This window comes from Burkholderia singularis, from assembly GCF_900176645.1.
In the GTDB taxonomy this organism is placed as follows: domain Bacteria; phylum Pseudomonadota; class Gammaproteobacteria; order Burkholderiales; family Burkholderiaceae; genus Burkholderia; species Burkholderia singularis.
Genome location: NZ_FXAN01000068.1, coordinates 16779 through 43277, shown reverse-complemented (window position 1 = coordinate 43277; position 26499 = coordinate 16779). Strand labels below are relative to the sequence as shown.

The window sequence follows — 26499 nt, the reverse complement described above, 5'->3', positions numbered from 1 at the left end:
GCGGCGCGCCCGCCGCCGCGCGCGGCGGCGATTCGGCCGAACCGTTCCTGTCGATGCGCGGCGTGGCACGGCGCGGCATGCTGCCGCCCGTCGATCTCGACGTGCGCGCGGGCCGGATTCTCGGGCTCGCCGGGCTGCTCGGCTCCGGGCGCACCGAGACCGCACGGCTCGCGTTCGCCGCCGAGCGCGCCGACGCGGGCACGATACGCATCGACGGCCGGCCCGTGAAACTGGCGTCGCCGCGCGACGCGGTGCGGCACGGCATCGCGTATTGCCCGGAGGATCGCAAGAAAGAGGGAATCGTCGCCACGCTGTCGATTCGCGAGAACATCGTTCTCGCGCTGCAGGCGCGGCGCGGCTGGTGGCGCATGATCGGCCGCGCGCGCCAGCGTCAGATCGCCGACGAATGGATCGCGCGGCTCGGCATCAGCGCGCGCGACGCCGAGCAGCCGGTCGGCCTGCTGTCGGGCGGCAACCAGCAGAAGGTGCTGCTCGCGCGCTGGCTCGTCACCGAGCCGAAGCTGCTGATTCTCGACGAACCGACGCGCGGCATCGATATCGCCGCGAAGTTCGACATCATGGAGCGCGTGCTGGCGCTGTGCGCAAAGGGGCTCGCGATCCTCTTCATTTCGTCCGAAATCGCCGAGGTGGTGCGCGTGAGCCACCGGATCGCCGTGCTGCGCGACCGGCGCAAGGTCGCCGAGCTGGCGGGCGGCGCGATTGCCGAAGACCGCGTGTACCGGCTCATTGCGGGAGACGACGCATGACATCCACGGCATCTATGACGTCCCTGCGCGTGCTGGTGCGTCATCCGCTCGTCTGGCCGTCGCTGACGCTCGCGCTGCTGCTCGCGATCGACGTCGCGCACCGCGCCGACTTCCTGTCGATCACGTTGCTCGACGGTCATCTGTTCGGCGCGCCGGTCGATATCCTGAACCGCGCGGCGCCGCTCGCGATCGTCTCGCTCGGCATGACGCTCGTGATCGCCACGCGCGGCATCGACATTTCGGTCGGCGCGGTGGTCGCGATCGCCGGGGCCGCCGCCGCAGTGGTTCTCGAAGCGCATCCGTTGGCGCATCGCGCGGATATCGGCGCGGCGCTGCTCGCGGCGGTGGGCGTCGGGCTGCTGGCTGGCGTATGGAACGGCATGCTGGTCGCGTTCGTCGGAATGCAGCCGATCGTCGCCACATTGATCCTGATGGTTGCCGGGCGCGGTATCGCCCAATTGCTCACGGGCGGCCAGATCATTCCGATCGAAGCGCCCGGCTACCTGGCGCTCGGCGACGGCTATCTCGCGGCCGTGCCGTGCGCGATATGGATCGCCGCCGGCGCGACGGCCGTGACCGCGTGGCTCGCGAATCGCACGGCGCTCGGCCTGTTCATCCGGTCGATCGGCGTGAATCCGGTCGCCACCCGGCTGGTGGGCCTGCGATCCAGCGCGATCGTGTTCGGCGTCTACGTGTTCTGCGGCTTGATGGCCGCGCTCGCCGGCATCATCGCCAGCTCGAACGTGCGCAGCGCCGACGGCAATCACGCGGGGCTGCTGCTCGAACTCGACGCGATTCTCGCGGTGACGCTCGGCGGCACGTCGCTCGCGGGCGGGCGCTTCAGCCTCGCCGGCACCGTGCTCGGCGCGCTGATCATCCAGACCCTGACCTACACGACTTATTCGATCGGCGTGCCGCCGGAGGCGACGCTCGTGGTCAAGGCGATCGTCGTGATCGCGGTGAGCGTGATCCAGTCCGAATCGGCGCGCGCGCTGCTCGTGCGGGCGGCGGCGCGTTACCTGCGCTTCACGCGGCCGCGCACGGCCACCGGAACAGGAGCACGCACGCCATGAGCAAGCTGACCGGCCGGCTGGCCGACCCCCGAGTCCTGCCCATTGTCGTGACGATCGCGTTGTTCGCCGTGCTGTTCGGCTTCGGCTGCGTGATGTACACCGGATTCTTTTCGTTGCAGGTGCTGTCGGGGCTCATCGTCGACAATGCGTTCCTGCTGATCGTGGCGATCGGCATGACGTTCGTGATCGTATCGGGCGGGATCGATCTGTCGGTCGGCTCCGTCGTCGCGCTGACGACGATTCTCTGCGCGCTCGGTGCCGAATGGCTGCATTGGCCCATCTGGGCGGTCGTGCCGGCCGTACTCGCGATGGGTACGCTGTATGGCGCGTCGATGGGCGCGCTGATCCATTATTTCCGCCTGCAGCCTTTCATCGTCACGCTGGCGGGCATGTTCCTCGCTCGCGGCGCATGCTTTCTGATCACCACGCAGTCGATCACGATCAACGAACCGACGTTTCATGCGGTCGCCGGCCTGAGCGTGCCTCTCGGCGGCGGCGCGCTGAATGCGGGCGCGCTGATCGCGCTCGCGGTGCTCGCGGCGGCGATCTACGTCGCGCATTTCACGCGCTTCGGACGCAACATCTACGCGATCGGCGGCAACGAGCGCTCGGCGTTGCTGATGGGGCTGCCGGTCGCGCGCACCAAGATCGGCGTGTATGCGCTCAGCGGCCTGTGCTCGGCGCTCGGCGGCGTGGTGTTCACGCTTTACGTGCTGTCGGGCTACGGCTTGCAGGCGCAAGGCATGGAGCTCGACGCGATCGCGGCGACCGTGATCGGCGGCACGTTGCTGACGGGCGGCGTCGGCTACGTGGTCGGTTCGGTGTTCGGCGTCGGCATACTCGGCACGATTCAGACACTGATTACGTTCGACGGCACGCTCAGCTCGTGGTGGACGCGCATCGTGATTGGCGCGCTGCTCTGCGCTTTCTGCCTGCTGCAGCGGATCATCGAGCGGCACGCCGCACGGCGCCCGGCCGGCGGCGGTGGGTTCGACGCCGCGCCGCAGCCGCCGGGCGGCGCGGCGTCGCGGCCCAACGGTGCCGATGATGATGCCGGTCTCGTATCGATGAGATGATGTGGGTTCAGAGCCACCTGACAACGAGGAAAAAAACATGCAACCGGAAACCGGATTCGACATCGATGCCTTGGACGCCGTGGAATCGACCGCCCCGCTGGTGACCCAATTCGTCCTCGATCTGAGCAGCGCGCCGGACAGACGCATCGTCGCCGACGCATTGCGCCTGCTGCTGCGCGAGCGCTCGGACGCACTGAATTTCGCGATGCGCATCGCCGCCGAGCATGGCCAGCCGCGGCCGGACCCCGGCGGTTTCGGCTTGAGCGATATCCTGCGGCTGCTGCGCACGGTGGAGCGGGTCGACGTGCCCGATTGATCGAGCGGGCGCCGGCTGCGCGGCGGACGCGCGCGGCCGCGCGGGGCTGACGGGACACCGAGACGCCAAGACGCCAAGACGCCAAGACGCCAAGACGCCAAGACGCCAAGACGCCAAGACGCCAAGACGCCAAGACGCCAAGACGCCAAGACGCCGTGCCGGGCGCGAGACGCCCGGCGCCTCGCCGGTACCCGGATCGTGCCCGCGCGCGGCTTGATAGGCTGCGATATGCCGGAGCCGGACCGCGGTGTTGCCGCGGCCAAGAATCAAGAATAACGATTGTTGAATCGATGGAGACAAACGCATGACGAACGAGATACGCGCCGATTTGCTGATCGACAGCCGGTGCGCGCTGGGAGAGGGCGCGACCTGGTGCTGGCGCAGCGGCCTGCTGTATTGGACCGACATCGAAGGCCGGCAACTGTGGCGCCACGATCCCAGCACGAACACAAGCGTATCGTTTCCGATGCCCGAACGGCTTGCGTGCTTCGCGTTGTGCACCAATCCGCGCTACCTGCTGCTCGGGCTGGCGACGCATCTGGCCTATTTCGATACGGAACACGCCGCGATGACGGCGATCGTCGATGTCGAACCCGGCCTGCCGACGCGTTTGAACGACGGCCGCTGCGACCGGCAGGGCCGTTTCGTATTCGGCACCAAGCATGATGTCGACGAGCCCGAGCCGATCGGCGGCTTCTATCGGCTGAACGCCGATCTGACGCTCGAGCGTTTGCCGTTGCCGAACTGCGCGATTTCGAACAGCATCGCTTTCGCGCCGGACGGCCGGACGATGTATTACTGCGATTCGCCCACCCGGCGGATTCACGCATGCGACTACCCCACGTTCGCGTCCAACCGGGTGTTTGTTGAACTGGATGGCGCCGACGGCGTGCCCGACGGCTCGACCGTCGACCGGGACGGCTATTTGTGGAATGCGCAATGGGGCGCATCGCGCGTGGTGCGATATGCGCATGACGGCAGCGAGGCCGCGCGCATCGCCGTGCCGACCCGTCAGCCGAGCTGCGTCGCGTTCGGCGGGCCGCGGCTCGGCACGCTTTATGTGACGAGTGCCGCCGTTGGCCTTGCCGATGCCGCGCGCCGGGCTGATCCGCATGCGGGCGGTGTGTTTGCCGCGCAGCCCGGCGTGTACGGGCTTGCGGAGCCGGTGTTCGGCTTCGGCGGGTGATGGACGCGGTGGCCGCGTCGCCCGCGTCGCGAACGGATGCGGGCGGCGGCGGTGCGGCGGCACGCGCGTGCACGGCGTCGGCGCGGTAGGCGCCGCGTGGTTCCCGCAAGTGCGGATGATGACGTTCGAAGAGACGAAACAGCCCGCTTCGTGCGCTTATGCCGTTCAATTCAGTTAAGCGCGGCTTAGCGGGCCAGCAACCATTCGAACTGCGTTCGAAACAAGGAAAAAGGCCGCTCCGACGTCAACCGGAGCGGCCTTTACCCTAACTGAACGGCACGATCCCTTCATCGAGCTTTTTCGTGCGGTTCGTGAAAGGCCGGGATACCAGTGGGCTCCTCCCGGCGCTTGGGCGCGTTGCGTCAGACGTTGAACAGGAAGTTCATCACGTCACCGTCCTGCACGATGTATTCCTTGCCTTCCGCGCGCATCTTGCCCGCTTCCTTCGCGCCTTGCTCGCCCTTGTACGCGATGAAATCGTCATACGCGATCGTCTGCGCGCGGATGAAGCCGCGCTCGAAATCCGTATGGATCACGCCCGCCGCCTGCGGCGCGGTATCGCCGATATGGATCGTCCACGCGCGGACTTCCTTCACGCCCGCGGTGAAATACGTCTGCAGCCCGAGCAGCTTGAAGCCCGCGCGGATCACGCGGTCCAGGCCCGGCTCGTCCATGCCCATATCGGCGAGGAAGGCTTCCTTGTCGGCTTCGTCGAGATCGGCGATTTCCGCTTCGATCGCCGCGCACACCGCGACGACCGGCGAGTTTTCCGCCTCCGCATACCGGCGCACCGAGTCGAGGTGCGGATTGTTCTCGAAGCCGTCTTCCTTCACGTTCGCGACGTACATCGCCGGTTTCGCGGTGATCAGGCAAAACGGCTTGAGCAGCGCCTTTTCGTCGTCCGACAGATCGAGCCCGCGCACGGCGCGGCCCTGATCGAGATGCGCGCGCGCCTTGTCGAGCACCGCGACGAGCTTCGCGGCCTCCTTGTCGTTGCCCGACTTCGCCGCCTTCGAGTAGCGCGCGAGCGCCTTCTCGACGGTGCCGAGGTCCGCGAGCGCGAGTTCGGTGTTGATCACCTCGATGTCGTCGAGCGGGCTCACCTTGCCCGCGACGTGGATCACGTTGTCGTCCTCGAAGCAGCGCACGACGTGCGTGATCGCGTCGGTTTCGCGGATGTTCGCGAGAAACTGGTTGCCGAGGCCCTCGCCCTTGCTCGCGCCGGCGACGAGGCCCGCGATGTCGACGAACTCGACGACGGCAGGCACGACGCGCTCGGGCTGAATGATGTCGGCGAGCGCCTTCAGGCGCGCATCGGGCACTTCGACGACGCCGACGTTCGGCTCGATCGTGCAGAACGGGTAGTTCTCGGCGGCGATGCCGGCCTTCGTCAGCGCATTGAACAGAGTGGACTTGCCGACATTAGGCAAGCCGACGATGCCGCATTTGAGGCTCATGGGAAATTCCTGAAAAATCAATTGGTTGCGAGCTGTCTCAGCGCGACAGCGACGGCGATGCCGGAAAAGGCGGCAGCCAGGGCAATTGGTGCAGAACCGCGCAAACCGGAGCGGAAACGCAACGATTGATACGAGTTTTGACCAAATTTTGACCAAGAAAACCACGATTGTAACGCTTTCGGATGCGCTTCTGAGCAAGGGTGCAGCGAAGCCGGGTATGGTTCTGCGGGACAAGGTTTTGTGCGGTCTCATCCTGCGCGTTGGAAGTCGGACGCAGACCTTTTGTGTATCGACCACCGTGAAAAGCAGGCCCATCAGGGTAACGCTTGGACGGTGGCCGCTTGTCTCAGTCGGCCAAGCTAGAGACTTGGCATTGCCCATCATTCGGCAGTGCCGGGCAGGCGATTTCGTCAAGCCGGCGAGGATTCAACTGCCGACCTTATGGGAGGTACTGGACGAATACGGCTCGGCTCGGAAGGTCAAGGAATCGAGCCTGAAACGGTACAAGTCGATACTCGTGACTCATTTCGCGGAATGGTTCGATAAGCCGGTTTCGGCCTTGGCTAGCGCGGCCTTCCGGCAGCATTGCCACGAGTTCGTACAGACGAGGGGCGCGGCATTATCGGCTCGCTTTTGAAGTATGTCGGCGCGGTTTACAACGTCGAGATACCGAGTCCGTTCGCCAGGCTACGCGCGGCGGGCCTGATGCCTGCCCGGCCTGCTGCGCGTGCGCGTAAGCTCGATGAAAACCGTCTGCCAGAGTGGAAGGCCGGTGTGGATGCGCTCCCCGAGGAACCGCGCGATTACTTGTGGCTCATGATGCTGACCGGGTTGCGGCGGAACGAAGGCACCGGCATACGACGGCGCGACGTAGATTTCGACCAGGACGTGCTCAGCATTCCCGATACGAAGAACGGCAAGCCTCAAAGCCTGCCGATAACGGACGCGATGCGGGCGGTGCTGAAACGACGATGCGCCGCGTTGGAGCCGGCCGACAGACTGTTTGCCGGGGTATCGGGGGAGCATGTAGCGGAGATGGCACAGCGTGCTGGCGCGCCGGTTTTCACGCTGCACGACTTACGCAAGCAGCTTGCGTCGGTCGGGGCACGTATCGGTATAGGCGATGCGACTCTCCGGCGGATTCTTGGGCATATGCCAAAGACGAGCGATGTTCTGCACCGGCATTACATCAGCTTGTCGCCGTCCGACATTGCGCCGGAGCTGACGCGAGTTCAGGATGCGCTACTAGATGCGTGCCGAAGGCGTGAAGATACGGCGGAGGGCGTGCAGTAGAGATGCCGCACCATGCAATTCGATGCCAAGCCTGCCGGTAGAACTTGGTTTTTAAGGGAATAGGCTTACCCGGGTTCTGGCATATCGCTTCATCGCGCATCCGCAGCACCCGTCGCAGCCTTCGCACGTGAGGAGCTGCGCTCCCCGCGCGCGAAGGCTGCGACGGGTGCTAGCTTGGCGCGGCGAAAGAATGGGTAAGCCGGCACGAGCGAAGCTCGCGCGGTTCTCCTCGCCGATAAGATTCCGTGACATGCTCGCCAGACGAACTCCGTCCCTGGCTGCGAACGCCCGCGGAGCGGGCGGAACGAAGTATCTTCGATGTGGACATGCGGGTCCCGGATGCGCTGCGGAGCGATGCAATCATCCGCAACCAGGACGGCTGGTGAGCCGGCAATTGCAGCGTAACGCCGGAGGCGTTGGCCCCTACGAAAAGTAGCCAATGCCGGAAGCGTATCTTTGACGAGAGGCTTTTTATTCTGGCGCGTACTACCAGAGTTACCGGACTTTTCACCACAGCTATACGTAGCTTTCGCGCCTCGGTGCCAGATGCACACAATTGAAAACCTGTGGCATATGGGGGTGGTTGAAAAAGTCCGGTAACTCTGGTGCGAGTGCATTGAAATCAGTCGTAACGCAGTCGGCCAACCTCGAACAAGCCATCATCGACCAGTTCCTTTTCGACCAGGCGGAACAGGCGCAATTCCTTCTTCTCTTTTGAGCCACGGCCGACCATAAACGCACGGCCATAGTGCATATGTACGGCACCGGCCTTTTCCTTGTCGTACTGTTGGAGCTGCGGTCCCTTGAACTCCAGTAGTGCGATGCCGTCGCCCATGTTGCGCCCCTTCACCGCGACGACAAAATCAGGGAAGAAGCCGACACCGCTCGACCAGTGATATAGCGCCACGGATTCGGGTTGCCGCGATGGATTCCGATGCCACCACTCCACTTCGCCCGAGGTATCCAGAATTTCAGCAAGGCGCAGTTCGTCGGGAGAAAGGTCAGCCGGGAAAACGCCGTACACGTTGCGCTTTGCCGGGGGCAATCGGTATTTCGATTGCAGTATCGGCGGTAGCGTAAGCGTCCGGGTCTGAATCTGGCTCGCGCGGCAACGCTTATGAGCCTGCCGTATCAGGCCAGGATTGCGAACGAGAACCAGTTCGAGCTGCTGCGTAAGGGCTTCGTCCGTGGCCGGCAACTCGAAGCCGCCGGCTTCCAGTGCGCTGCGGAAACGCTGACGCAGGGCCAGCAGGAACTGACGGTTATCGACATCTGGGTGTTCAAAGGCTATCTGTCGTGCCCGCTGCGCGATACCGACAGGAGACATCCTCGCCCAGACATCTTCATCGTCCGGGGTGTTGTTGGTCTCATCGAAGATTTCCGTCGTTCGCTTGACAAGTTTCGTTCTACTACGTTCACGGTCGGCTATCACCGCCGAGAAGTCGATGAACGAAACCAGTTGCGTTTCAAAGTCGTCGGCATGCGCGGGCAGCACTTCCGTCACAAGTGCCGGCATGTCGGCCACTTTCAGCAAGTAGTGATGCTGTTCTTCGGCATCCAGGCTAAAGGCATGGGTCAGCGCCGTCGGGCCATTATGCGCGCCATGCGCCAACGTTTCCCGGCTCAACTCGGGAAACAGGGGAGAAGACTGCCCGGAAGGTATCGGGGTGGATGATGGTGCGCCATACGGCGCTAAATCTTCCTCTGCTAGAAGCTCGCCGTACGGCTCCGGCTGACTGGCGGGGAACATCGTCGCCGTTTGGCCGGGCTTGACGACTTGCACAAACGACGAGTCCACCGTGAACGTGACGACGGTATCAGGCACCGTGCTGGCCGTATGCTCTTGCAGCTTGTTGATGACCGACGCAGCCCCCGTCAGCCCCTCTTGCGCCTCCCGGTTGGCAAGGTACACATAGCCGTAATCGAGCACGGGCGGCAGGTCGGGGCGGCGCTGCAACAGCGGGTGCACGCGCATGATGCGACCGACCACCTGGATGCCGAAATTTGCATCGCGCGTACCGCGCAGGGCAGCCAAGGTGAAGGCACGCGGGGCGTCGAAGCCCATAGCGATTGCCATCTTGAATACCAGCACTTCGACCGCAGGGTCATGCGCGAGTGCTTGCAAGTTCGGGTCGGGTTCTTCGGAGACGTGAACCTTGACCGCTGACTCGGGAAACTTGAGCGTGCTCGTCAGATAATCGCGTGCGCTTTCCAGCGATACCCCGCCGTTCGGCACCTGGACCAGCATCAGCGGCGTGAGGTTGATGCCTTGTTCCGCCAGTACGCCTTTGATGTGGCGGTGCATGTTCGCGCACTCGGCCAGGGCGACTTCTTCGAAATCGACCAGTGCCGCGTCATCGTTGTTGCCGGTCAGGAATTGCGCGGTCTTGACGCCGAACTTCAGCAATCCCGCGTGATAGCCCTCGTAGCGGGTGATGGTCGCCCAGTCCGACGGTTCGCCAAGCTGATAGCCGGTTTTCGTGGCGAAGCTGGCAACGTCCGCATCGCGCGGCGTAGCCGTCATCAACAGCGCATAGTCGGGCGACAGCACGTCGACGAAGAAGCGATAGGCTTCCTTTGCCTTGACGAAGCCATGGTGCGCTTCATCGACCACCACGCCGATTCGCAGGCCTTGCGCGCGGGCATCCGCGATAAGGTCATCGACCGACAGGCCATCGTCGCCGGTCGTGCGCGCCCGCCGGGCTTCTCTCGTCTTGGTTGCCACGGTTTGCCAGGTAATGACAAACAACGCGCCAGATGCGAGTTCATCCGCCGTGCGCTGATGCTCGATATTCAGAATCTTGAGCTGCGAAGCCTGACGCGTCAAACTCGATGCGGCTTGGTCAATCAGCGTGGCATAGGGCGCGAACCAGAACCAGACGACGTTATCGAGCGCCGAGAAGCGCGCAACGACTTCGGTTGCAATCAGCGTCTTGCCAACGCCAGTCGGTGCCTGAAGCATAACGGCCGCTGACTGCTTCCGCAGCGTGTTCAGTTCCCCCGGATTGGTCAGCAGGTTGTAGCTGTCGCGCAGATTCTGGAATCGTTCGACCAGCGCAGCAATATGCCGCTCCTGGAACGGTAACGGGTCGATGCGGCTCATGCTTGAACGCCCCCTAGTTTGCCAAATCGGAAGCCGCGCGTCAGGTCGGACGGCACTTCTCGCAGATTGTTTTCGTTGACCATATCCACCAATGCGGCCGGTGTCCATGTGTACACAGCGGCTTGCGGATGCTCGGCCAGTGCTTCGCGCAGAGCCGCCTTTACTTTCGCCGTGGTGGCCGGGACATAGATGATGACCTCCTGCATCCAAGCCGACACCGAAACCAGCTTGCCGCGCTTGGACAGGGGATGATGGTGCTTCATCTGGATAAACGACCAGACCATACCATCGTCCAACCGTTCTTCCAGTCGATGCGTCGGGATGTGTCGAGCGCGCACGTAGGCAAAATTGCCGCCGAGGCCTTCCACCTGGTCAGCCTTCGCAGTCGTGTAGCCTTCAATTGCTCGCCGTACTCGCGCCGCGCACACGTCGCGGCACAGGTTTTTGTCTGGCTCGGAATCAGTGGCTTCAGTGTTAGATACCAGAATGAAACGGCGCTCGCCGCCATCCTCCTTATTGAGTTGCAACAGCGCTTGCGCCATCGTCCCCGAGCCTGCAAAGAAGTCCAGGACCAAATCACCCGGCTTCGTTGCCAGACGCAGAATACGGTCCATCAACTGCAGTGGCTTCGGCGTCGAAAATACGTCTTCGCTTCGCTCCTTGGGCAGCATCTCGTTAAGCTGCTTCTTGGCGTCTTGCGTGTGGCCTACGGCATCGTACGTCCACAGGGTCTGAGGTACTACGCCTTGCTTGACTTCCGAGAGAAAGCGCTTCAGACGCGGGGCGTTGTTACCGCCCTTGCCCCACCAAATGCGGTTGTCTCTGTTCAACTCGTGGAATTTATCTTCCGAGACCGTCCAGTATCTTCCCGGCGGCGGCCCGGAAATCACCTTTCCAGAGGGAGCCGTGACCGCATAGGAGCCTGCTGAGTAGAAATTGCGCGCAGATATGTCACTAGACATCCACGGTCCTCTAGGGTCGTTGTCCATGTTCTTGTACGCACCATCCTGCGCGGCCGTGCGAGGCATGGGATTGGGGCGCCAAACGTCCCTATCAGCTGCATAGACGAGGATGTACTCGTGGTCATCCGAAAAATGAACGGCAGTATTCTTGGGTGAGAAAACCTTCTGCCAAATAATGTTGGCGATGAAATTGCTCTCGCCAAACACCTTGTTCATTAACAATCCGAGGTTAAACAGCTCGTTATCGTCGATGGACACAAAAATAACGCCGTCTTCCGCAAGCAAGTCTTTGGCCAGCCGTAACCGCTGGTACATGAACTCCAGCCAGGTCGAATGCCGATAGCGATTGGTCGGGTCGAAATAGCTGTCGTTGTAAACAAAGTCCTTGCGGCCCGTGTTGTACGGCGGGTCAATATAGATAAGTTTGACCTGGCCGGCATAGGTGCTGACCAGATGGCGCAAGGCATCGTAGTTATCGCCCTCGATGATGAGATTGCGCCACGGCCCCGTACCGCACGACAACGCCGGGTCTAGCTCAAGCCCGACGAAATCGCGGTTCAGCGCCTTGTCTTGCGCAATGTTCCTGCTTTCCCAGACCAGGCCATACGGGGTTTGGCTGTCGCGTCGCCTCAGCATCTCGATAAGGGTTTCGCGCGGAAGGTTCTCGTACTCCGCTGCGTTCGGGCGCGATGCCTCGTCCGGTTCGGCGTGAGGGATGCTCTGCAAGTCTTGGGTCATCTGCGCAAGGTGGTGCTATGAAGTCGAAGCCGTGATGATAGATGCTTTCGGCGCGGCGTTGATGGCTGTCCTCGTGCGAGGCAAAAACGGCAGCCAGGGCCAGAGGCTCTACAGCGTCCGTCCCTTGTGGCCGATAACCAGAGTTACCGGACTTTTGCCCCTAGGACGTGCGGCACGCGGAATCGGGAACCCACTGGCATGTGCGGTGGACTCCATGAGATAGTCCGAAAAGTCCGGTAACTCTGGTTAGGTATGTGCTCGCGCGTGATGTTGCGGAGATTTTTGTTTATTTATCGGCAGAATTTAAATTGAGCAAAGACGAGTCGATTAAAAAGTCGATGGCTGTATCCATCGCCAACCTCATGACCTCGCCGTCAGACGATGAGATTTCTCAGATAATCGATGATTACCGATACGTCGATAACGACGATGCACGAAATAAACTGAAAGGATTGGGTCTGTCGTTCGACAACGGAAAAGGTATTGTCGAGCAGGTTGTACACTTGGATTATGATGCCGATGAGGCTGCGGCCATGCTTGAGCCTGTTGCCAAAAATCAGGCGCCTGAAGCCATCCATTCGGCGGCAGCGCGAGCCATCGGAATCTGGGAAATACTGGGGCGCGTTGGCTCTCAATACGTCCCATTTGACGAGCTGCTTTCAACCCTGGAGGACGAGCTTGAAAGCAGTCCGGTTGATGCGCTTACCCTGGTCAGCCTATGCCTGTTTGGCAGGGATACCGCACGGCAGCATCGTGAACTGGCGGCAGCCGTTTCTGGCGTGATTGGTTCGCAGAAACGCTATAACCAGAAAAATGGCTCCCGAGACAGGAAGCAAAAATTTCTGGAAATGTGGCGACGCGGAGAATACAAAACAAAAACGCTTTGTGCGGAAAAGGAGCACGAACGTTTCGGCGTGTCATTCAATACGGCTATTACATGGCTGAAAAATGCCTAATCGCGCAGCCGGGTGCCTCGACAAACTGCGCTGGTATATAGCCCCTACAGCCTGGTAGCTAGACCCTAGCGCGCTTCTGACGGCGTGCATACCTTGAAAAAATGCTCTCCATGCTCACGAGACGAACTCGTGACATAAATCACACAAGGAGCATTTCATCATGGCAGCACGCATCCCCTTCGAGCCTTACGACTACGCAAACGAGCTGTGCGCGTCGGAAACTTCCGCCTACGCCGATAAACAGCTCGTCGAATGGAATGGGCGTCACTGGGAAATCGTCGAGGACGATGAGGCGCTGCGTAGGGCGTCAGTCTGGCTTAAAAGTAAGGGCATTCGACACCACGTCACTCCCAACAACGCGAAATCGGCTGTCAAGACGGCTCAACTTCTGCTGCCTCGACTCGCCGCCGCAAGTGATGAGCCACTGGTTCCGGCGCTGAACGGATACGTCCTCGCGGCACCGGCTGGCCTAACGCTGCTTGCGCACGACAAGTCGAAATGCCTTCGCCATGTCGTGAAGTGCAACTTCGACCCGCGCGCCCCCGCCCCGAAGAAGTTTCAGAAGTTCATCGAGCAGGTATTGCCCGACGAGGACGTGCGGGCATACGTTCAGGAATACATGGGTTACACGCTGATTCACGATGCCCGGCATCAGCGCGCGCAAATCTGGCTCGGCAACGGCGCGAACGGCAAGGGTGTCCTGGCAAACATTCTCCAGAAGCTGCACGCGAAGGTCGCCGCCGTGTGTCTCGATAATCTGGACGGTTTCAAGCTCGCACCGCTGATAGATGCTTCGCTTATTTACTGCGATGAAGCGCCGGAAGGAAAGCTGAAAGCAAACCGGCTGAAGTCCCTTATCGCGGGCGAAACGGTGACCATCGACCAGAAATACAAGGAAGTCATCAGCAAGGGCATCCCTGCGAAATGGCTCATTCTCTCGAACCACGTACCGAAAGTATCAGACCACTCCGAAGGCTTTTGGCGGCGCTTTGACATCGTGCCGTTCCCCGTCCATATTCCAGAGGGCGAGCGTGACCCGATGCTGGCGAGTGACATCATCCGCGATGAGCTGTCCGGTGTGCTCAACTGGGTACTGGAAGGACTGGTGCGGCTGCTGGCGCGTGGTCAATTCAACCCCGTGCTGCCCGAACCCATGCGGCGCGCGAAGATAGTCGCGCGTACCGTTACCAGTACGGTCGCGGCGTGGGCCGACGACGTATCGGCGGAGCGCACGACGGTCGCCGATGCCTCGCGCGTCAAGGTGTATCGCAACTATAAAGAGTGGTGCCGTGAAAACGGCGTCGCGCCGGAATCGTCCATCGAATTCTGGCGACGGCTCGATAATCTCATCGGGCCGCTCCAGTCGAACGCCCGTGCGAAGACCGGTGAGGGTTTCATTCGCGTGACGAATGTGCGCCTGGGAGCGTTGCACGCCTGAAAAATCCGGGCGTGTGGGAGCAGTCGGGAAAAGAACAATCGCCCAGCCGGCAATTGACCGGGCTGGGCGGCTGTCGCGGCGACATCGACGCGTGGCCTCGATACGTCTGGTCCTCTGGTGTATCTGCACCTCTCCACTGCAACTGCTGACCCGTGATGCCTGGTTACGTGCGATAGCTATCAGCGCGTGTACGCGCGCATCGCACGGCCCGTTTGAGTAGCGGGCAGAAAGGGTCATCTACTGCACGCACGGGCTGGCTAGCCTGGCGTGGATACCTGTGCCCAGGCTGCCGATTTGTGGCGACCTGGCGTATGACTGAAACGTGATTCCCACATAGCCGTATAGCGCATCAATCGACGATGTTGCGTATATCCGCAGATTAAATTTCAGGCGGTTTCCAAAAGCATGAAACCTGCATCAAGAATTTCCGATGCAAGACTCACGAGCAATACCCGATGTTCTCCGCCGCATAGGTGGTTTTCAAAAAAAGCCAGACGGATTGTTCCGCCTGGCCTTTTCCAGTTCTGGACCAGATATAAAAACCGGGCAGCCGGGGACGATATTCAGAGCGATAGGCCCTATGTGCCTTTTCCTGGTCAGCCGATTTAATAAAATCCCTGCGATGGAACGTCATTTCACTGGAAGGCGATGTCCGTGAAATGGTACGTGTCATCGACATAGGCAATCAATCGTTTTATCGATTCCGCTGACCAGCCGGCTTTCTCCAGTTCGCGCACGAGGCGAATACGGAATGCTGGCGTACAGATGAAGATGACTTTCGCCCAGCGCAGCCCGTTGACAAGCACCGGTCCGTCTGCCCGATTGGCGTCCTCATGGAAGGCTTTCAGGAAGGCGTGCAGCTTCGCATGGTCAGTCTTGTTGCGACGCGATTTCTCGACTTCGACCCACCAGACTTGTCCATTGCCCTGTAGCAGCACATCGGGCTTCTTGTCTGCGATGCCTTGCTCGCCCCCTAGCCATTTTCCGACTGCGATTTCGCGTTCGGTCGAGATGCGGAATCCGGCCACGATACTGGCGAGCGCAACGTCGTTCGCAATACTGCGATGGCGGAACTGCGCCGCGCTGAAGCGCCGCACCAGGTCCTTGCCACTGGACGCCGGCACGCCGAACTGCGCGAGCCGGCGCACGCCGGCTTCTGCCAGCGCGTAAATCAAACTGCCGTCTGGTGCGCGCGCCCGCAGCACCTGATGCGCCTCATACAGCCGGCGCAGCGTGCGTTGCGCCATCAGCCGGGCCGATGCAGTTGGCATCAGCGGCCGCATGTCCGGCTCACCTGCCGGCTTGCGCAGCCAGGGCTGCCAGAGCAGCACCGCAAGCGATTTCGTCGGCAGCCAGCCGAAGCGATTGAGCGCGCGCAGCATGCGCACCTCGTTCTGGCTGGCCGTAATGCGGCCGTCCTGCGCTGTCACGGGTATGTCTCCAATGGTTTCGACATATCCGTATAGCGCGTCACCGCCCGTATGTGCCCCTGTATGCCGGGGCGCATACAGGGGGAACGAAGCCGCTTTCGCGGCAAGGCCACCATCCCCTTACGCGCCCTGTACGGTCGCACGGGAATTCGTCGGGCTGGACGCCCGCCGTGTCCTTAAAACCAGCGCCCCACGCTGCGCGCAGGCAAGGTACTCATTCGTCGGCGCTGGATGCTCCGCCGACTCCGGCCGGTGGCCTGCGGTCTTTGACATGACTACCTTGCCCGCGCGCAGCGTGGGGCGGGGCTTCGCCCCCAAATCATTATCGGTCACTGGGGCGCCCTCTGCACGTTGGGACGCGCAGCAATGATTCGGCTCCCCCAGGCACGCATTTGACCCGCGTGGGCGCGAGTGCAATTGCGTGGGCGGCGGCTGCACGCCTTGCCCCCTATCGCTACGCGATGCGGCTCCCCTACGTAGCCGGCCCCTAGCCGACCACTGCGCGCCTTCGGCTTGCGAGCCACGCACGCTGCGCGTGCAGGGGTCGCGCTCATTCGAGCGCGACGCCGGTTTCGTCGCGGGTACACCGCGACCGCCGTCTTTCGTCACTGCTTCGCCCAAGCGATGGCGACTCTACGCCAGGCAGTCAGCCATGCAAGGGCCTTCGGCGCTCCGCGCACGGGTATCACCCGGTCCCTTCGGGCTGCGGCTTCCTCCCGTTCCCTTGCATGGCTGACTGCCTGGCGTTGTCGTTCGCCACGGGCGAAACAGTGACGAAAGACGGCGGCAGAAGCATCTGCCAACCCCACCGCCGAAACCGGAAAACAGTCGGGGGCTCACCAGCTCGGAATCCGGTCAGCTTCTAAGGAGCGCAAACCATGCAAGACCTTCACGACATCTTCGGCAAGACCATTTTCGTTTACACCCGCGCGCAGGCGATTGCAGATGGCGCGCTGGTCGATGTCAGCTCGCAGGCGCGGGATGCGGGTTTCCGTATTCCAGTGGTGGTGACAGCAGCAGTTTGGGCCGATTGCGTCGCGTGGTCGGAGGCGGACAGCCAGCGGCAGGTTTCGCAGGACGAGTGGGCGCGTTTGTGGGACATGTTGTGGATGGCGTCGAGAGCCGCACGGCGTGCGCAGGGTGCGCAGCGCATCGCGTTCGATGTGTACCGAGTGCCGCGCGGCGGTCACGGTATGCGCCCCGGCCGGTTACGCTGAATCTGCATATCGGCCCCGGCGACAACGCCGAGCCAGTCATTACGATTTTGATGCCGAACGAGGACTGATTTTCCACCACCCCGCGAACAGGCGCGGGGTATTTCCAACCGCTCATCAAGGAGAGCAGCAATGTCGTTCTACCCAATCAATCCAGCTACAGGCTTGCCGATGACAAGCGAAGACTACAGCGGCGTCGATGTTGGCGGTAATCCGTATGGTACGAGGCTGTAGCCCGCTGAAATCCCTGGCTGCGGGTTTGGTCGGGGAGTAGTGCGGGTCGGAGGGGCGGGCATTGCCGAAGGCCGGGCATTGCCTGATTGAAGCATCAACGCAGGCGCCTGGCTGTTGCGTTACGCGATGGATGCGGTATTCTGGCGATGCCCTATTAGGGCAGCATTGGCCCGCTCAGATTTGATGCGGGTTCTGCATCAGAATTTTCCAGCCTCGGCCTAACTACATGAATCAAAGGAATAAGTTAGGTACCCTGGCAGAACGGGTAGTTCTCGGCGGCGATGCCGGCCTTCGTCAGCGCATTGAACAGAGTGGACTTGCCGACATTAGGCAAGCCGACGATGCCGCATTTGAGGCTCATGGGTTCCTTCGGAATTTCGGAGATTCGGTGAAGCAGCGATTGTAACGCGTTCGGCTGCCCGCTTTCGTCCATGATCCAGCCCTAAAAGAAGGCGCGCGCGGTGGCAAATCGTGCGGCCCGGCGGCAATCACGAAGTCGGTTGATTTCTTTCGATAGGAAAAACGGGCGGCCGATTCATCGGGTTGCCGCGTTGCAGCATTATTAATCGCCGGAAATTGAATCCGAGCTTGATTAATAGTGTTAAAACGTCGTTGAAAACGGTGAAAAAAACAGCGAAAAAATATAGAGTAGCGGCTGCGCGGCCTGCTCGGAGGCGTTTCAGCCGGCTTGCGGCCGCGATACACGGCACCGAAGATCGCCAGCAGGAGGCATTGCCGACGTAATCGTTCAGTCATTGACGCTCAGTTATCCAAATCGATCTGCGCCGGAAGTCGATCGCATAGGCGTTCAGCAACGAGGCTGAAATGAAATCGACATTTATTCTCACGCGCTGGCTGAGTTTAGCCGGTCTGCGGCTGTTTCGAACCCGCGTTTCTTTGTCCGACGAGACCGTGGCGCGCCTGAAGGCGTCGCCCCATATCGTTTGTGCGAATCACGTTTCCTATCACGACGGTTTGCTCGTCGCTTTCGCGAGTCCGGTGCGGCTCGTTTTTTGCATCGATACGCTGCATTCGCGCCGCCTCAGGCGCACCCGCTGGGCGCTTCTGCTCGGACAGGCGCTGGGGCTCGGCCGCATGGTTTCCGTCGATTCCGGCTCGCCCTACGGCATGCGCCGTTTGCTGCGCGAACTCAAGAACGGCAACAGCGTCATGGTCTTTCCGGAGGGCCGTATCAGCCCGGACGGCAATGCGCTCGTCGAGCGCCCCGGCGTGGAATGGCTCGCGAAGCAATCCGGCGCCGACATCATCCGCCTGCATATCGACGGCGCGCATCGCTGCCGGATTTTCGGCAAGAACGGCGACAAATGGTTTCCGCCCATCCGGATCGAAGGATGACGGGTGCCGCGCGGGCCGATTCGCGCGAAGTCCGGTGGCGGTGCGCTGCGTGACGGGCACAACGGGGCGGCGGGCGGTGGCGCGTGGGCTGGCGGGGGCAGGTTCACGGGCGGAGCGGCTCCAAGCGATATCCGATCGCCGCGGTCATCGAATGGTGTCGGCCGAACGTGATGGCCGCCGCGCGGCACGGTTCTGATTTCTGATTTCTGATTTCTGATTTCTGATGGCGGATCGGCGGCTGGCGATGGCTGGCGCGGGCAGCGCGCCGTCCGCGGTGCACGCAGCGCGCCGAGCGGATCATGGCCGCCGCCGTGAGCGGCCATGATCCGCTTTTAGCCCACGCTGACCGCCGCTATCGGCATCGATCGTTCCGATCGGCGCTGATCGACGCAACGCTAATCGGCGATCCGCCGGTCGGCGAGCGCCGCGCGGCAATCGTCCAGCACGAGCAGCGCGAGGCGCGATTCGAAATTCAGATCGTCAGTATCGATAATTTCCTCGACCGCATCGCGCGCCCACGACGCGTTGACGAAATCCGCGTGCCGCTTCGCGATATCGAGCGCGATGAGCGACAGTTTCGCGAGCGACAACCAGTCGGCTTCGCGCGCGTGCCGATCGAGCCATTTGTGTGCCGACTGAACTTGGAACGCCGCGCCGGGCCAGCTTTCGTTCAGGTAATACGCACCGAGGTTGCCGACGCAAAGCCAGCAGAGCAACTCCACTCGGTCCTGTTGATTGAGATGGTGGCGTAAGTCGCTCATGGCCGTGCTCACGGTGGTGGTCGAGACCGGTTTTTCGACGCGCGCGATTCACGCGCCGTCATAGAAACGATAGCACGCGGCAGGCCGGATCAGGGGGCCGTTCAGTGGGGGGGAATACTTAAAGCGCCGAGCGCGGCCGGCGCGACGGCTCGCGCCGCGCGGCGCGCCGGTCAGTAGCGGTCGTAGTAATAATCGCGGTGATGGTGGTAGCCGCCGTCCGGCACCACGATGCAACCGCCAAGCAGGCTGCCCAGCACGAGCGCGGCAGCGGCGAATGCGGCGATCCGTTTCATCGACATCTCCTATCGGAATAACGCCGGTTCACTGTAGCGGCCGGCCGTATGACAGGCGGTGTGCGTTTGTAAGAAAACGTGCGGCGCGTAATGCGGCTGCCCGGCTGCGCCGGTTGCGTCGCGCGCGCCGGTTACATTGGCATCGGCCGGTAATCGATGGATCGCGCACGCGAGTTTGCCGGAGCCTGACGGAGCGCAAATCGACGCGCGGGCCGGGGCGGCAGGCCCGGCTATAATGCGCGCCATGACTGCCTACCCTCAGACCTTCGACGTCGCCGTCGTCGGCGGCGGCCTTGTCGGCAAGACCGCCGCGCTCGCGCTGACGCAGGCGGGCCACAAGACGGCGCTGCTCGCGCAGCCGGCCGCGCCGCGCTCGGCCGATGGCGCGTTCGATGCGCGCATCTACGCACTGTCGGCGAGTTCGCAGGCGCTCCTCGAGCGGCTGCGCGTCTGGCAGGCGCTCGACCATAGCCGGCTTGCGCCCGTCTACGACATGCGCGTCTACGGCGATGCGCACGCCGAACTGCATTTCTCCGCGTTTCAGGCGTCGGTACCGCAGCTCGCATGGATCGGTGAATCGTCGCTGATCGAGGCCGCGCTCGATGCCGCGCTGCGCTTCCAGCCCAATCTCACGTGGCTCGATGCGCGCGCGCAGGGCTTCGACGTGAAGCCTGACGAGGCGGTGCTCACGCTGTCGAGCGGCGATGTGATCTCGGCGGATCTCGTCGTCGGCGCCGATGGCGCGCATTCGTGGGTGCGCGCGCAGATCGGCGCGAAGGTCGAACGGCGCGATTACCGGCAAACCGGCGTGGTCGCGAACTTCAAGGCGTCGCAGCCGCACCGCGAGACCGCGTATCAGTGGTTCCGCGACGGCGAGATCATCGCGCTGCTGCCGCTGCCGGACGGTCATGTGTCGCTCGTCTGGTCCGCGCATACCGCGCATGCCGACGCGCTGCTCGCACTCGATCCCGCGCGCCTGGCGGCCGAAGTCGAGCGTGTCACGTCCGGCCGGCTCGGCGCGCTTGACTGCGTGACGCCCGCGCAGGGCTTCCCGCTCGCGCTGCAGACGCTCGAGCGGTTGATCGCGCCGCGCGTCGCGCTCGTCGGCGATGCCGCGCACCTGATCCACCCGCTCGCCGGCCAGGGGATGAATCTGGGCCTGCGCGACGTCGCGGCGCTCGTCGACACGATCGCGCAGCGCGAAGCGTTCCGCGGCCTCGGCGATACCGTGCTGCTGCGCCGCTACGAACGCGCGCGCCGCGAGGACATCCGCGCGCTGATGATCGCCACCGACGGCCTGCAGCGGCTCTTCGCGCTGCCCGGCACGCTTGCGCGCGTCGTGCGCAACACGGGCATGGCGCTCGTCGGCGCGCAGCCGCTCGTCAAGCGCTGGCTGGTCGCATCGGCGCTCGGTTAAGCGGGCGATATGCGGCCGGGCGAACCTTCGCGCGGCGTGGCGGTCCGACACTGCGTCGCTGCCGTCGTACACTGTGGCGACGCACGACGCATGTTCTGAAGGAATATCCAGCATGAAAAAAACGATTCGCATCGCCTCGCTGGCGCTCGCCGTTGCGGCGACGACGCTCGGCTGTACCGCGCAGGCAGACCAGACCACCGATAAGCTGAAGGCCGCGCTGCAGTCGCGCTTCGGCGCCGATGCGCCGGTCAAGAGCGTGACGAAATCGCCGGTTGCGGGGTTGTACGAGGTCAATCTCGGCTCGCAAATCATCTATAGCGACGCCACGGGCGACTACGTGCTGCTCGGCGAACTCATCGACACGAAGACGCACAAGAATCTCACGGCCGCGCGCATGGCCGAGATCAACAAGATCGATTTCGCGAGCCTGCCGCTTGCGAATGCGATCAAGGTCGTCAAGGGCAATGGTGCGCGCAAGATCGCGGTGTTTTCCGATCCGAATTGTCCGTATTGCAAGAAATTCGAGACGACGCTGCAATCGATCGACAACGTGACGGTCTACACGTTCCTGTATCCGGTGCTGACGCCGGATTCGACGGTGAAATCGAAATCGATCTGGTGCGCGAGCGACCGCGCGAAGGCATGGCAGGCGTGGATGCTCGAGCATCGCGCCCCCGCCGCCGCGACGTGCGACACGACGGCGCTCGACAAGAACCTCGCGCTCGGACGCGGGATGAACGTGACGGGCACGCCGACCGTGTTCCTCGCCGACGGCACGCGTCTGCCGGGCGCCGTGTCCGCCGACGAGCTGAATCAGGCGCTGGCCGGCGTGAAGTGACGCGGCGCAACGTGCGTCACCGAGCGGCGTGACGCAGATTCTTCGCAGCAGCGCAGGCGCCGGCGACAAGCCGGCGCTTCTTTTCATATCCGTTTCCGACTGCCCCGACCGACTCCGACGATGAAGCCCATCCGCTACACGATCGTTCCGAAAGATCCCGCTGCCCATTTGTTCGAAGTCACGCTCACGCTTGCCGATCCCGATCCGGCCGGCCAGCGTTTCATGCTGCCCGTGTGGATTCCGGGCAGCTACATGGTGCGCGAATTCGCCCGCCATATCGTGACGCTGCGCGCGTTCAACGACGCGGGGCGCAAGCTGCGGATCGACAAGATCGACAAGCACACGTGGCAAGCCGCGCCCGCGCACGGACCGGTCACGCTGCGCTACGACGTCTATGCGTGGGATCTGTCGGTGCGTGCCGCGCATCTCGATGACAGCGGCGGCTTCTTCAACGGCACCAGCGTATTTGTCGCCGCGCTCGGGCGTGAGGGCGAGCCGTGCGAGGTGACGATCGAGCGTCCGGCGGGCGACGCGTACCGGCGCTGGCGCGTCGCGACTTCGCTGACGGAGGCGCACGGCACCAAACGTTACGGCTTCGGCACGTATCGCGCGGACAATTACGACGAACTGGTCGATCATCCGGTCACGCTCGGCGAATTCGCGTTGACCTCGTTCAAAGCGCATGGCGTGCCGCACGACATCGTGATTTCGGGCCGCGTGATCGGCCTGGATCTCGAGCGGATCGCGGCGGATTTGAAGCGTGTGTGCGAAGCGCAGATCGCGCTGTTCGAGCCGAAGACAAAGCGCGCGCCGATGCCGCGCTACGTGTTCATGACGCAGGCGGTCAGCGACGGCTATGGCGGGCTCGAGCACCGCGCGTCGACCGCGCTGATCTGCAGCCGCACCGATCTGCCGGTGAAGGGCCGCGCCGAGACGACGGAAGGCTACCGGACCTATCTCGGCCTGTGCAGCCACGAATATTTCCATACGTGGAACGTCAAGCGGATCAAACCGGCCGCGTTCGCGCCGTATGACCTGTCGCGCGAAAACTATACGTCGCTGCTGTGGCTCTTCGAGGGGTTCACATCGTATTACGACGACCTGATGCTCGTGCGCAGCGGCCTGATTTCGCAGGACGATTACTTCGGCGCGCTCGGCCGCACGATCGGCGGCGTGCTGCGCGGCGCCGGCCGGCTCAGGCAGAGCGTCGCCGAAAGCTCGTTCGACGCATGGATCAAGTATTACCGGCAGGACGAGAATGCGTCGAATGCGATCGTCAGCTATTACACGAAGGGCTCGCTCGTCGCGTTGGCATTCGATTTGGCGATTCGCGCGCAAAGCCGTCAGCGCAAATCGCTCGATGACGTGATGCGCGCGTTGTGGCAGCGGTTCGGGCGCGATTTCTATCGCGGCGGCGCGCAGCGCGGCGTCGGCGAGGACGATGTGAAGGCACTGATCGCCGAGGCCACCGGCGTCGATCTGGGACGGTTGTTCGACGATGCGGTGTCGGGCACGCGCGATCTGTCGCTCGCCGAGCTGTTCGAGCCGTTTGGCGTGACGCTCACGCCCGATACCGGGGCAAACGGCGCGCAACCGCCCAAGCCGGCGCTTGGCGCGCGCACGCGCGGCGGCGCGGAGTGCGCGCTCGCGGTTGTCCACGAGGGCAGCGCCGCGCATCGCGCGGGGCTGTCGGCGGGCGATGTGCTCGTGGCGATCGATGGGCTGCGCGTGACGGGCTCGAATCTCGATGCGCTGCTCGCGCGCTACCGGCCGGGCGACAAGATCGAGATCCATGCATTCAGGCGCGATGAACTGCGTGTGACGAAACTCAAGCTCGACGGCCCGGAGATCACGCGTTACAAGCTGGTGGCGCAAGCGGCGTCGCCGGCGCACCGCCGGGCGCTGGCGGGCTGGTTGGCGGGTTGATCGGTTGAGCCGGAAGTGGCGGACGACGCCGGCGCGCGTTGCGGTGACCGCCGGTCGAGCGCGGGCGGCCGCAAGGGTTCCGGGTAGAAGCCGCCGGCTCGAAGAGGAAGGGGCGGCGCCGTTGGACCGGGAGGAGGAAGCACTTGCGGCGCGATTGATAAAAAAATTTAAGTCGCTCGATTGTTCCTCTACCGCAACAATGCGTCGCCGGAATTCAGCTTTTTCGATGCAAAGGGGCCACGCACAATGGCGTCACTCGCACCGCTTGTGCGCTAATTCATCGGAGTTCGACATGACGACCATTCTGCAAATCAATTCCGCTGCACGCTCGCAAGGCGCGCAATCGACGCTGCTGGCCGATGAGCTGACGGCAAAGCTGCAACAATCGAATCCTGGCGCGCAAGTGACGCTGCGCAACCTGCAAGCCGATCCGCTGCCGCATCTCGACGACGCCGTGCTCGGTGCATTCTTCACGCCGGCCGACAAGCGCAGTGCGGAGCAGAACGCGATCGTCGCGAAGAGCGATGCGCTGGTCGCCGAACTGCAGGCCGCCGACGTGATCGTGATCGGCGCGCCGTTGTACAACTTCGGTATCTCGTCGCAACTGAAGACCTACTTCGACTGGATCGCGCGCGCGGGGGTGACGTTCCGCTACACCGCGAACGGGCCCGAAGGCCTGGTCACCGGCAAGAAGGTGTATGTGGTATCCGCGCGCGGCGGCAAATATACCGGCACGCCGAACGATTCCCAAACGCCTTACCTGAAGACCTTCCTCGGCTTCCTCGGCATGACCGATGTGCAATTTATCTTCGCGGAAGGCTTGAACATGGGCCCGGATGCGCAGAGCGCGGGCCTGGCCACGGCGCGTGAGGCGATTGCCGCCGCGTGATGCCACACGCGGGCGCGACGCGTCCGTTTCACGATCCGTTTCGATGCAAAAACGCCGCTTGCCCGTAAAAAGGGAGCGGCGTTTGTATTTCATCGACGCAAGCGGGGTGCGAAGACGAGGCCGGCTAGCGCCGTGACAGCTTTTTCGTATGCCGGGCAGCGGCTTGATCTGCCGCGGTTTGCGCGTTGGAGCGCCAGACTGCCCCGCCGAGCCCGACGCAGTTTGCCGAGCTGCGCGGCTGGCTGGAAGTTACGCGAGCGTTTGAGCGTCGTCCGGCAGCCGCCAGTCGATCGGCGTGCGGCCGTGTTGCTCCAGGTACGCGTTCGCGAGCGCGAAATGCCGGCAGCCGAGAAACCCGCGATGCGCGGACAGCGGCGACGGGTGCGGGGCTTCGAGTACACAATGCTCGCTCGCATCGAAGAGCGCGCGCTTGGCCTGTGCGTGCGCGCCCCACAGCATAAAAACGAGATGCCGATCGCGCTTCGCAAGCTCGCGGATCAGCGTATCGGTGCAGGGTTCCCAGCTGCGCTTCGCATGGCTGGCGGCGCGCGAACGCTCGACGGTCAGCACCGTATTGAGCAGCAGCACGCCTTGCCGTGCCCATGAATCGAGACAGCCGTGACGGGGAATCGCATAGCCGAAGTCGGACGAGATTTCCTTGAAGATGTTGCGCAGCGACGGCGGCGGCTTCACTCCGGGCGGCACCGAAAATGCAAGCCCGTGCGCTTGCGGCGTGCCGTGATCTTCGCCGTGATACGGGTCCTGGCCGAGGATCACGACTTTCACGTCGTCCGGGTGCGTGAGCCGCAGCGCGCGAAACACGTCGGTCGGATAAACCGGTTTGCCCGCCGCGCGCTCGCCGTCGACGAAGCGGCAAAGCGGTTCATACGCGCTGCTTGCGATGAACGGTTCGACGAGCGCGCGCCAGTCGGGCGGCAGCGCGTCGAATTGTGCGGCGAGAGACGGCACGGCGGTGGCGTTTGCCGTTGTGGGCGCGGCGCACGAAGTGGACGGCGAAGCGGGCGATTCGGGCGACGGATCGTCGAACAGCGAAGTCTGTTGCATCGGGCGGGATGATGGCGGCTTGGGCTGAGTCATGAGAAGGCGGGGGCAGCGGGCGTGTCAGCCGGCGTGTGGCGTGCCGTCGCGCAACCGGTAACCGCGCTGCGCCTTGCTCAGGTTGTCCGGTGCGATGCCCGGCAACTTGGCGCTCAGCTCGTCGGCCAGCGCGACGAGCGCCGAGGCGTCGCCGTCGACGAGTTCGAGTTCGATCTCGCAGATCGGCTCGCGCCGCGTGTCGCTGCCGATTTGTGCGACGATTTCGCCGCGATCGAGCGCGGCTTCGATCGTCGCGTCCGCGTGTGGGATTTGCCAGAGCGTGCGCGAGAAATCGGTGCGAAAGAGCGCGACGAGTTCGGGCGCGGCGGCGCGCAGCGCGTCGGCGGCCGCGGCGACGTCACAGGCGCTGATCAGCGCGTTGATGTCGAGCGCCTCGCCCGCAACCGGTATTTCCCATTCGTGCCGGCGATGCAGCCCGCCTTCGGCGGTGCCGGCCGTCTTGAACGTCTGCAACCAGCCTTGCGGCGCACGTCTAAGCCGCAACGCGCTTTTCGCGCGTGCAAGCGCGAGCGACGGCGTGTCGAAATAGACGTTCGCGAGCGCGATGTCGCGGCCGTGCGCGCCGGCGCGCGCATCGAGCAGGCGCCGCGCCGCGTCGGCTTGCGCGGCGGGCAGCGCGAGTTTGATTTCCTGTTCGATCGCCATCGTCGAATACGC

General features: G+C 63.1%; 24 protein-coding genes and 1 pseudogene. 15 read left to right on the top strand and 10 right to left on the bottom strand.

Annotated features, from left to right (window positions below; genetic code table 11):
* From BSIN_RS15260 to BSIN_RS15235, 5 genes are all read left to right on the top strand, one after another.
* A partial coding sequence (locus BSIN_RS15260; RefSeq protein WP_143757460.1) for an ATP-binding cassette domain-containing protein occupies positions 1-767 on the top strand: 767 nt, incomplete at its 5' end.
* A gap of 14 nt (positions 768-781) precedes the next feature.
* On the top strand, positions 782-1840 hold the full coding sequence (locus tag BSIN_RS15255; protein ID WP_089341128.1) for an ABC transporter permease: 1059 nt from the start codon (positions 782-784) through the stop codon (positions 1838-1840).
* Complete coding sequence (gene yjfF / locus BSIN_RS15250) at positions 1837-2916, top strand: galactofuranose ABC transporter, permease protein YjfF (protein WP_089341127.1); 1080 nt, start codon at positions 1837-1839, stop codon at positions 2914-2916. The genes BSIN_RS15255 and yjfF overlap by 4 nt, the downstream gene beginning before the upstream one ends.
* Positions 2917-2953: 37 nt before the next feature.
* The gene (locus tag BSIN_RS15245) at positions 2954-3232 is read left to right on the top strand and encodes a hypothetical protein (protein WP_231935896.1); all 279 of its coding nucleotides are present in this window, start codon (positions 2954-2956) and stop codon (positions 3230-3232) included.
* A gap of 304 nt (positions 3233-3536) precedes the next feature.
* Positions 3537-4418: an SMP-30/gluconolactonase/LRE family protein gene (locus BSIN_RS15235; RefSeq protein ID WP_089341126.1), complete on the top strand. Its 882-nt coding sequence runs from the start codon at positions 3537-3539 to the stop codon at positions 4416-4418.
* A 362-nt stretch (positions 4419-4780) separates the two neighbouring features.
* Here the strand turns inward: BSIN_RS15235 and ychF are convergent, their stop codons facing one another.
* Positions 4781-5875 (bottom strand): redox-regulated ATPase YchF, encoded by a 1095-nt coding sequence (ychF, locus tag BSIN_RS15230; RefSeq protein ID WP_089341125.1) that lies wholly within the window; start codon positions 5873-5875, stop codon positions 4781-4783.
* Positions 5876-6023: 148 nt separating this feature from the next.
* Here ychF and BSIN_RS15225 point away from each other — a divergent pair, with 148 nt between their 5' ends.
* A complete protein-coding gene (locus BSIN_RS15225) occupies positions 6024-6512 on the top strand; it encodes an integrase arm-type DNA-binding domain-containing protein (protein ID WP_143757459.1) in 489 nt (162 codons plus the stop codon).
* On the top strand, positions 6509-7168 hold the full coding sequence (locus BSIN_RS15220; protein ID WP_089341123.1) for a tyrosine-type recombinase/integrase: 660 nt from the start codon (positions 6509-6511) through the stop codon (positions 7166-7168). The genes BSIN_RS15225 and BSIN_RS15220 overlap by 4 nt, the downstream gene beginning before the upstream one ends.
* Before the next feature lie 622 nt (positions 7169-7790).
* Here the strand turns inward: BSIN_RS15220 and BSIN_RS15215 are convergent.
* Positions 7791-10271: a DEAD/DEAH box helicase gene (locus tag BSIN_RS15215; RefSeq protein ID WP_159935985.1), complete on the bottom strand. Its 2481-nt coding sequence runs from the start codon at positions 10269-10271 to the stop codon at positions 7791-7793.
* Complete coding sequence (locus BSIN_RS15210; RefSeq protein ID WP_089341121.1) at positions 10268-11971, bottom strand: site-specific DNA-methyltransferase; 1704 nt, start codon at positions 11969-11971, stop codon at positions 10268-10270. The genes BSIN_RS15215 and BSIN_RS15210 overlap by 4 nt, the downstream gene beginning before the upstream one ends.
* A gap of 254 nt (positions 11972-12225) precedes the next feature.
* On the opposite strand from BSIN_RS15210, the gene BSIN_RS15205 reads away from it, so the two are divergent.
* Both BSIN_RS15205 and BSIN_RS15200 read left to right on the top strand, forming a co-directional pair.
* Positions 12226-12927 carry a hypothetical protein gene (locus BSIN_RS15205; protein WP_143757458.1) on the top strand — a complete coding sequence of 234 codons (702 nt, stop codon included), beginning with the start codon at positions 12226-12228 and terminating at the stop codon, positions 12925-12927.
* Between the two features lie 160 nt (positions 12928-13087).
* Entirely contained in the window at positions 13088-14365 is a 1278-nt protein-coding gene (locus BSIN_RS15200; protein WP_089341119.1) for a DNA primase family protein, read from the top strand.
* A gap of 635 nt (positions 14366-15000) precedes the next feature.
* On the opposite strand, the gene BSIN_RS15195 is transcribed toward BSIN_RS15200, so the two are convergent.
* Positions 15001-15795, bottom strand: coding sequence for a hypothetical protein (locus tag BSIN_RS15195; RefSeq protein ID WP_089341118.1), 795 nt, complete (start codon positions 15793-15795; stop codon positions 15001-15003).
* A gap of 878 nt (positions 15796-16673) precedes the next feature.
* Here BSIN_RS15195 and BSIN_RS15190 point away from each other — a divergent pair.
* Positions 16674-17012: a DUF6573 family protein gene (locus BSIN_RS15190; RefSeq protein ID WP_256583819.1), complete on the top strand. Its 339-nt coding sequence runs from the start codon at positions 16674-16676 to the stop codon at positions 17010-17012.
* Positions 17013-17499: 487 nt separating this feature from the next.
* Here the strand turns inward: BSIN_RS15190 and BSIN_RS15185 are convergent.
* Together BSIN_RS15185 and BSIN_RS25410 are read right to left on the bottom strand one after the other, a co-directional pair.
* Positions 17500-17604, bottom strand: a pseudogene (locus BSIN_RS15185) (GTPase); the annotation flags it as partial.
* On the bottom strand, positions 17601-17999 hold the full coding sequence (locus BSIN_RS25410) for a hypothetical protein (RefSeq protein ID WP_143757457.1): 399 nt from the start codon (positions 17997-17999) through the stop codon (positions 17601-17603). The gene BSIN_RS25410 and the pseudogene BSIN_RS15185, both read right to left, overlap by 4 nt.
* A gap of 69 nt (positions 18000-18068) precedes the next feature.
* Between BSIN_RS25410 and BSIN_RS15180 the strand changes: the two genes are divergently transcribed.
* A complete protein-coding gene (locus BSIN_RS15180) occupies positions 18069-18599 on the top strand; it encodes a lysophospholipid acyltransferase family protein (RefSeq protein ID WP_089341117.1) in 531 nt (176 codons plus the stop codon).
* Positions 18600-18994: 395 nt separating this feature from the next.
* On the opposite strand, the gene BSIN_RS15170 is transcribed toward BSIN_RS15180, so the two are convergent.
* Entirely contained in the window at positions 18995-19360 is a 366-nt protein-coding gene (locus BSIN_RS15170; RefSeq protein WP_059520670.1) for a hypothetical protein, read from the bottom strand.
* Positions 19361-19530: 170 nt separating this feature from the next.
* A complete protein-coding gene (locus tag BSIN_RS26520) occupies positions 19531-19653 on the bottom strand; it encodes a hypothetical protein (protein WP_069233726.1) in 123 nt (40 codons plus the stop codon).
* 235 nt (positions 19654-19888) lie between these two features.
* On the opposite strand from BSIN_RS26520, the gene BSIN_RS15160 reads away from it, so the two are divergent.
* The 4 genes from BSIN_RS15160 (at position 19889) to BSIN_RS15145 (ending at position 24723) form a co-directional block, all read left to right on the top strand.
* Positions 19889-21070 (top strand): UbiH/UbiF family hydroxylase, encoded by a 1182-nt coding sequence (locus BSIN_RS15160; RefSeq protein ID WP_069233727.1) that lies wholly within the window; start codon positions 19889-19891, stop codon positions 21068-21070.
* A gap of 112 nt (positions 21071-21182) precedes the next feature.
* The gene (locus BSIN_RS15155; protein ID WP_059520672.1) at positions 21183-21908 is read left to right on the top strand and encodes a DsbC family protein; all 726 of its coding nucleotides are present in this window, start codon (positions 21183-21185) and stop codon (positions 21906-21908) included.
* A 120-nt stretch (positions 21909-22028) separates the two neighbouring features.
* Positions 22029-23834 carry a M61 family metallopeptidase gene (locus BSIN_RS15150; RefSeq protein WP_089341115.1) on the top strand — a complete coding sequence of 602 codons (1806 nt, stop codon included), beginning with the start codon at positions 22029-22031 and terminating at the stop codon, positions 23832-23834.
* Between the two features lie 292 nt (positions 23835-24126).
* The gene (locus tag BSIN_RS15145; RefSeq protein WP_089341114.1) at positions 24127-24723 is read left to right on the top strand and encodes an FMN-dependent NADH-azoreductase; all 597 of its coding nucleotides are present in this window, start codon (positions 24127-24129) and stop codon (positions 24721-24723) included.
* Between the two features lie 249 nt (positions 24724-24972).
* Here the strand turns inward: BSIN_RS15145 and BSIN_RS15140 are convergent, their stop codons facing one another.
* On the bottom strand, positions 24973-25788 hold the full coding sequence (locus BSIN_RS15140) for a uracil-DNA glycosylase (RefSeq protein ID WP_089341113.1): 816 nt from the start codon (positions 25786-25788) through the stop codon (positions 24973-24975).
* A gap of 57 nt (positions 25789-25845) precedes the next feature.
* Positions 25846-26487: a CYTH domain-containing protein gene (locus BSIN_RS15135; RefSeq protein ID WP_089341112.1), complete on the bottom strand. Its 642-nt coding sequence runs from the start codon at positions 26485-26487 to the stop codon at positions 25846-25848.
* Between the last annotated feature and the right edge of the window lie 12 nt (positions 26488-26499).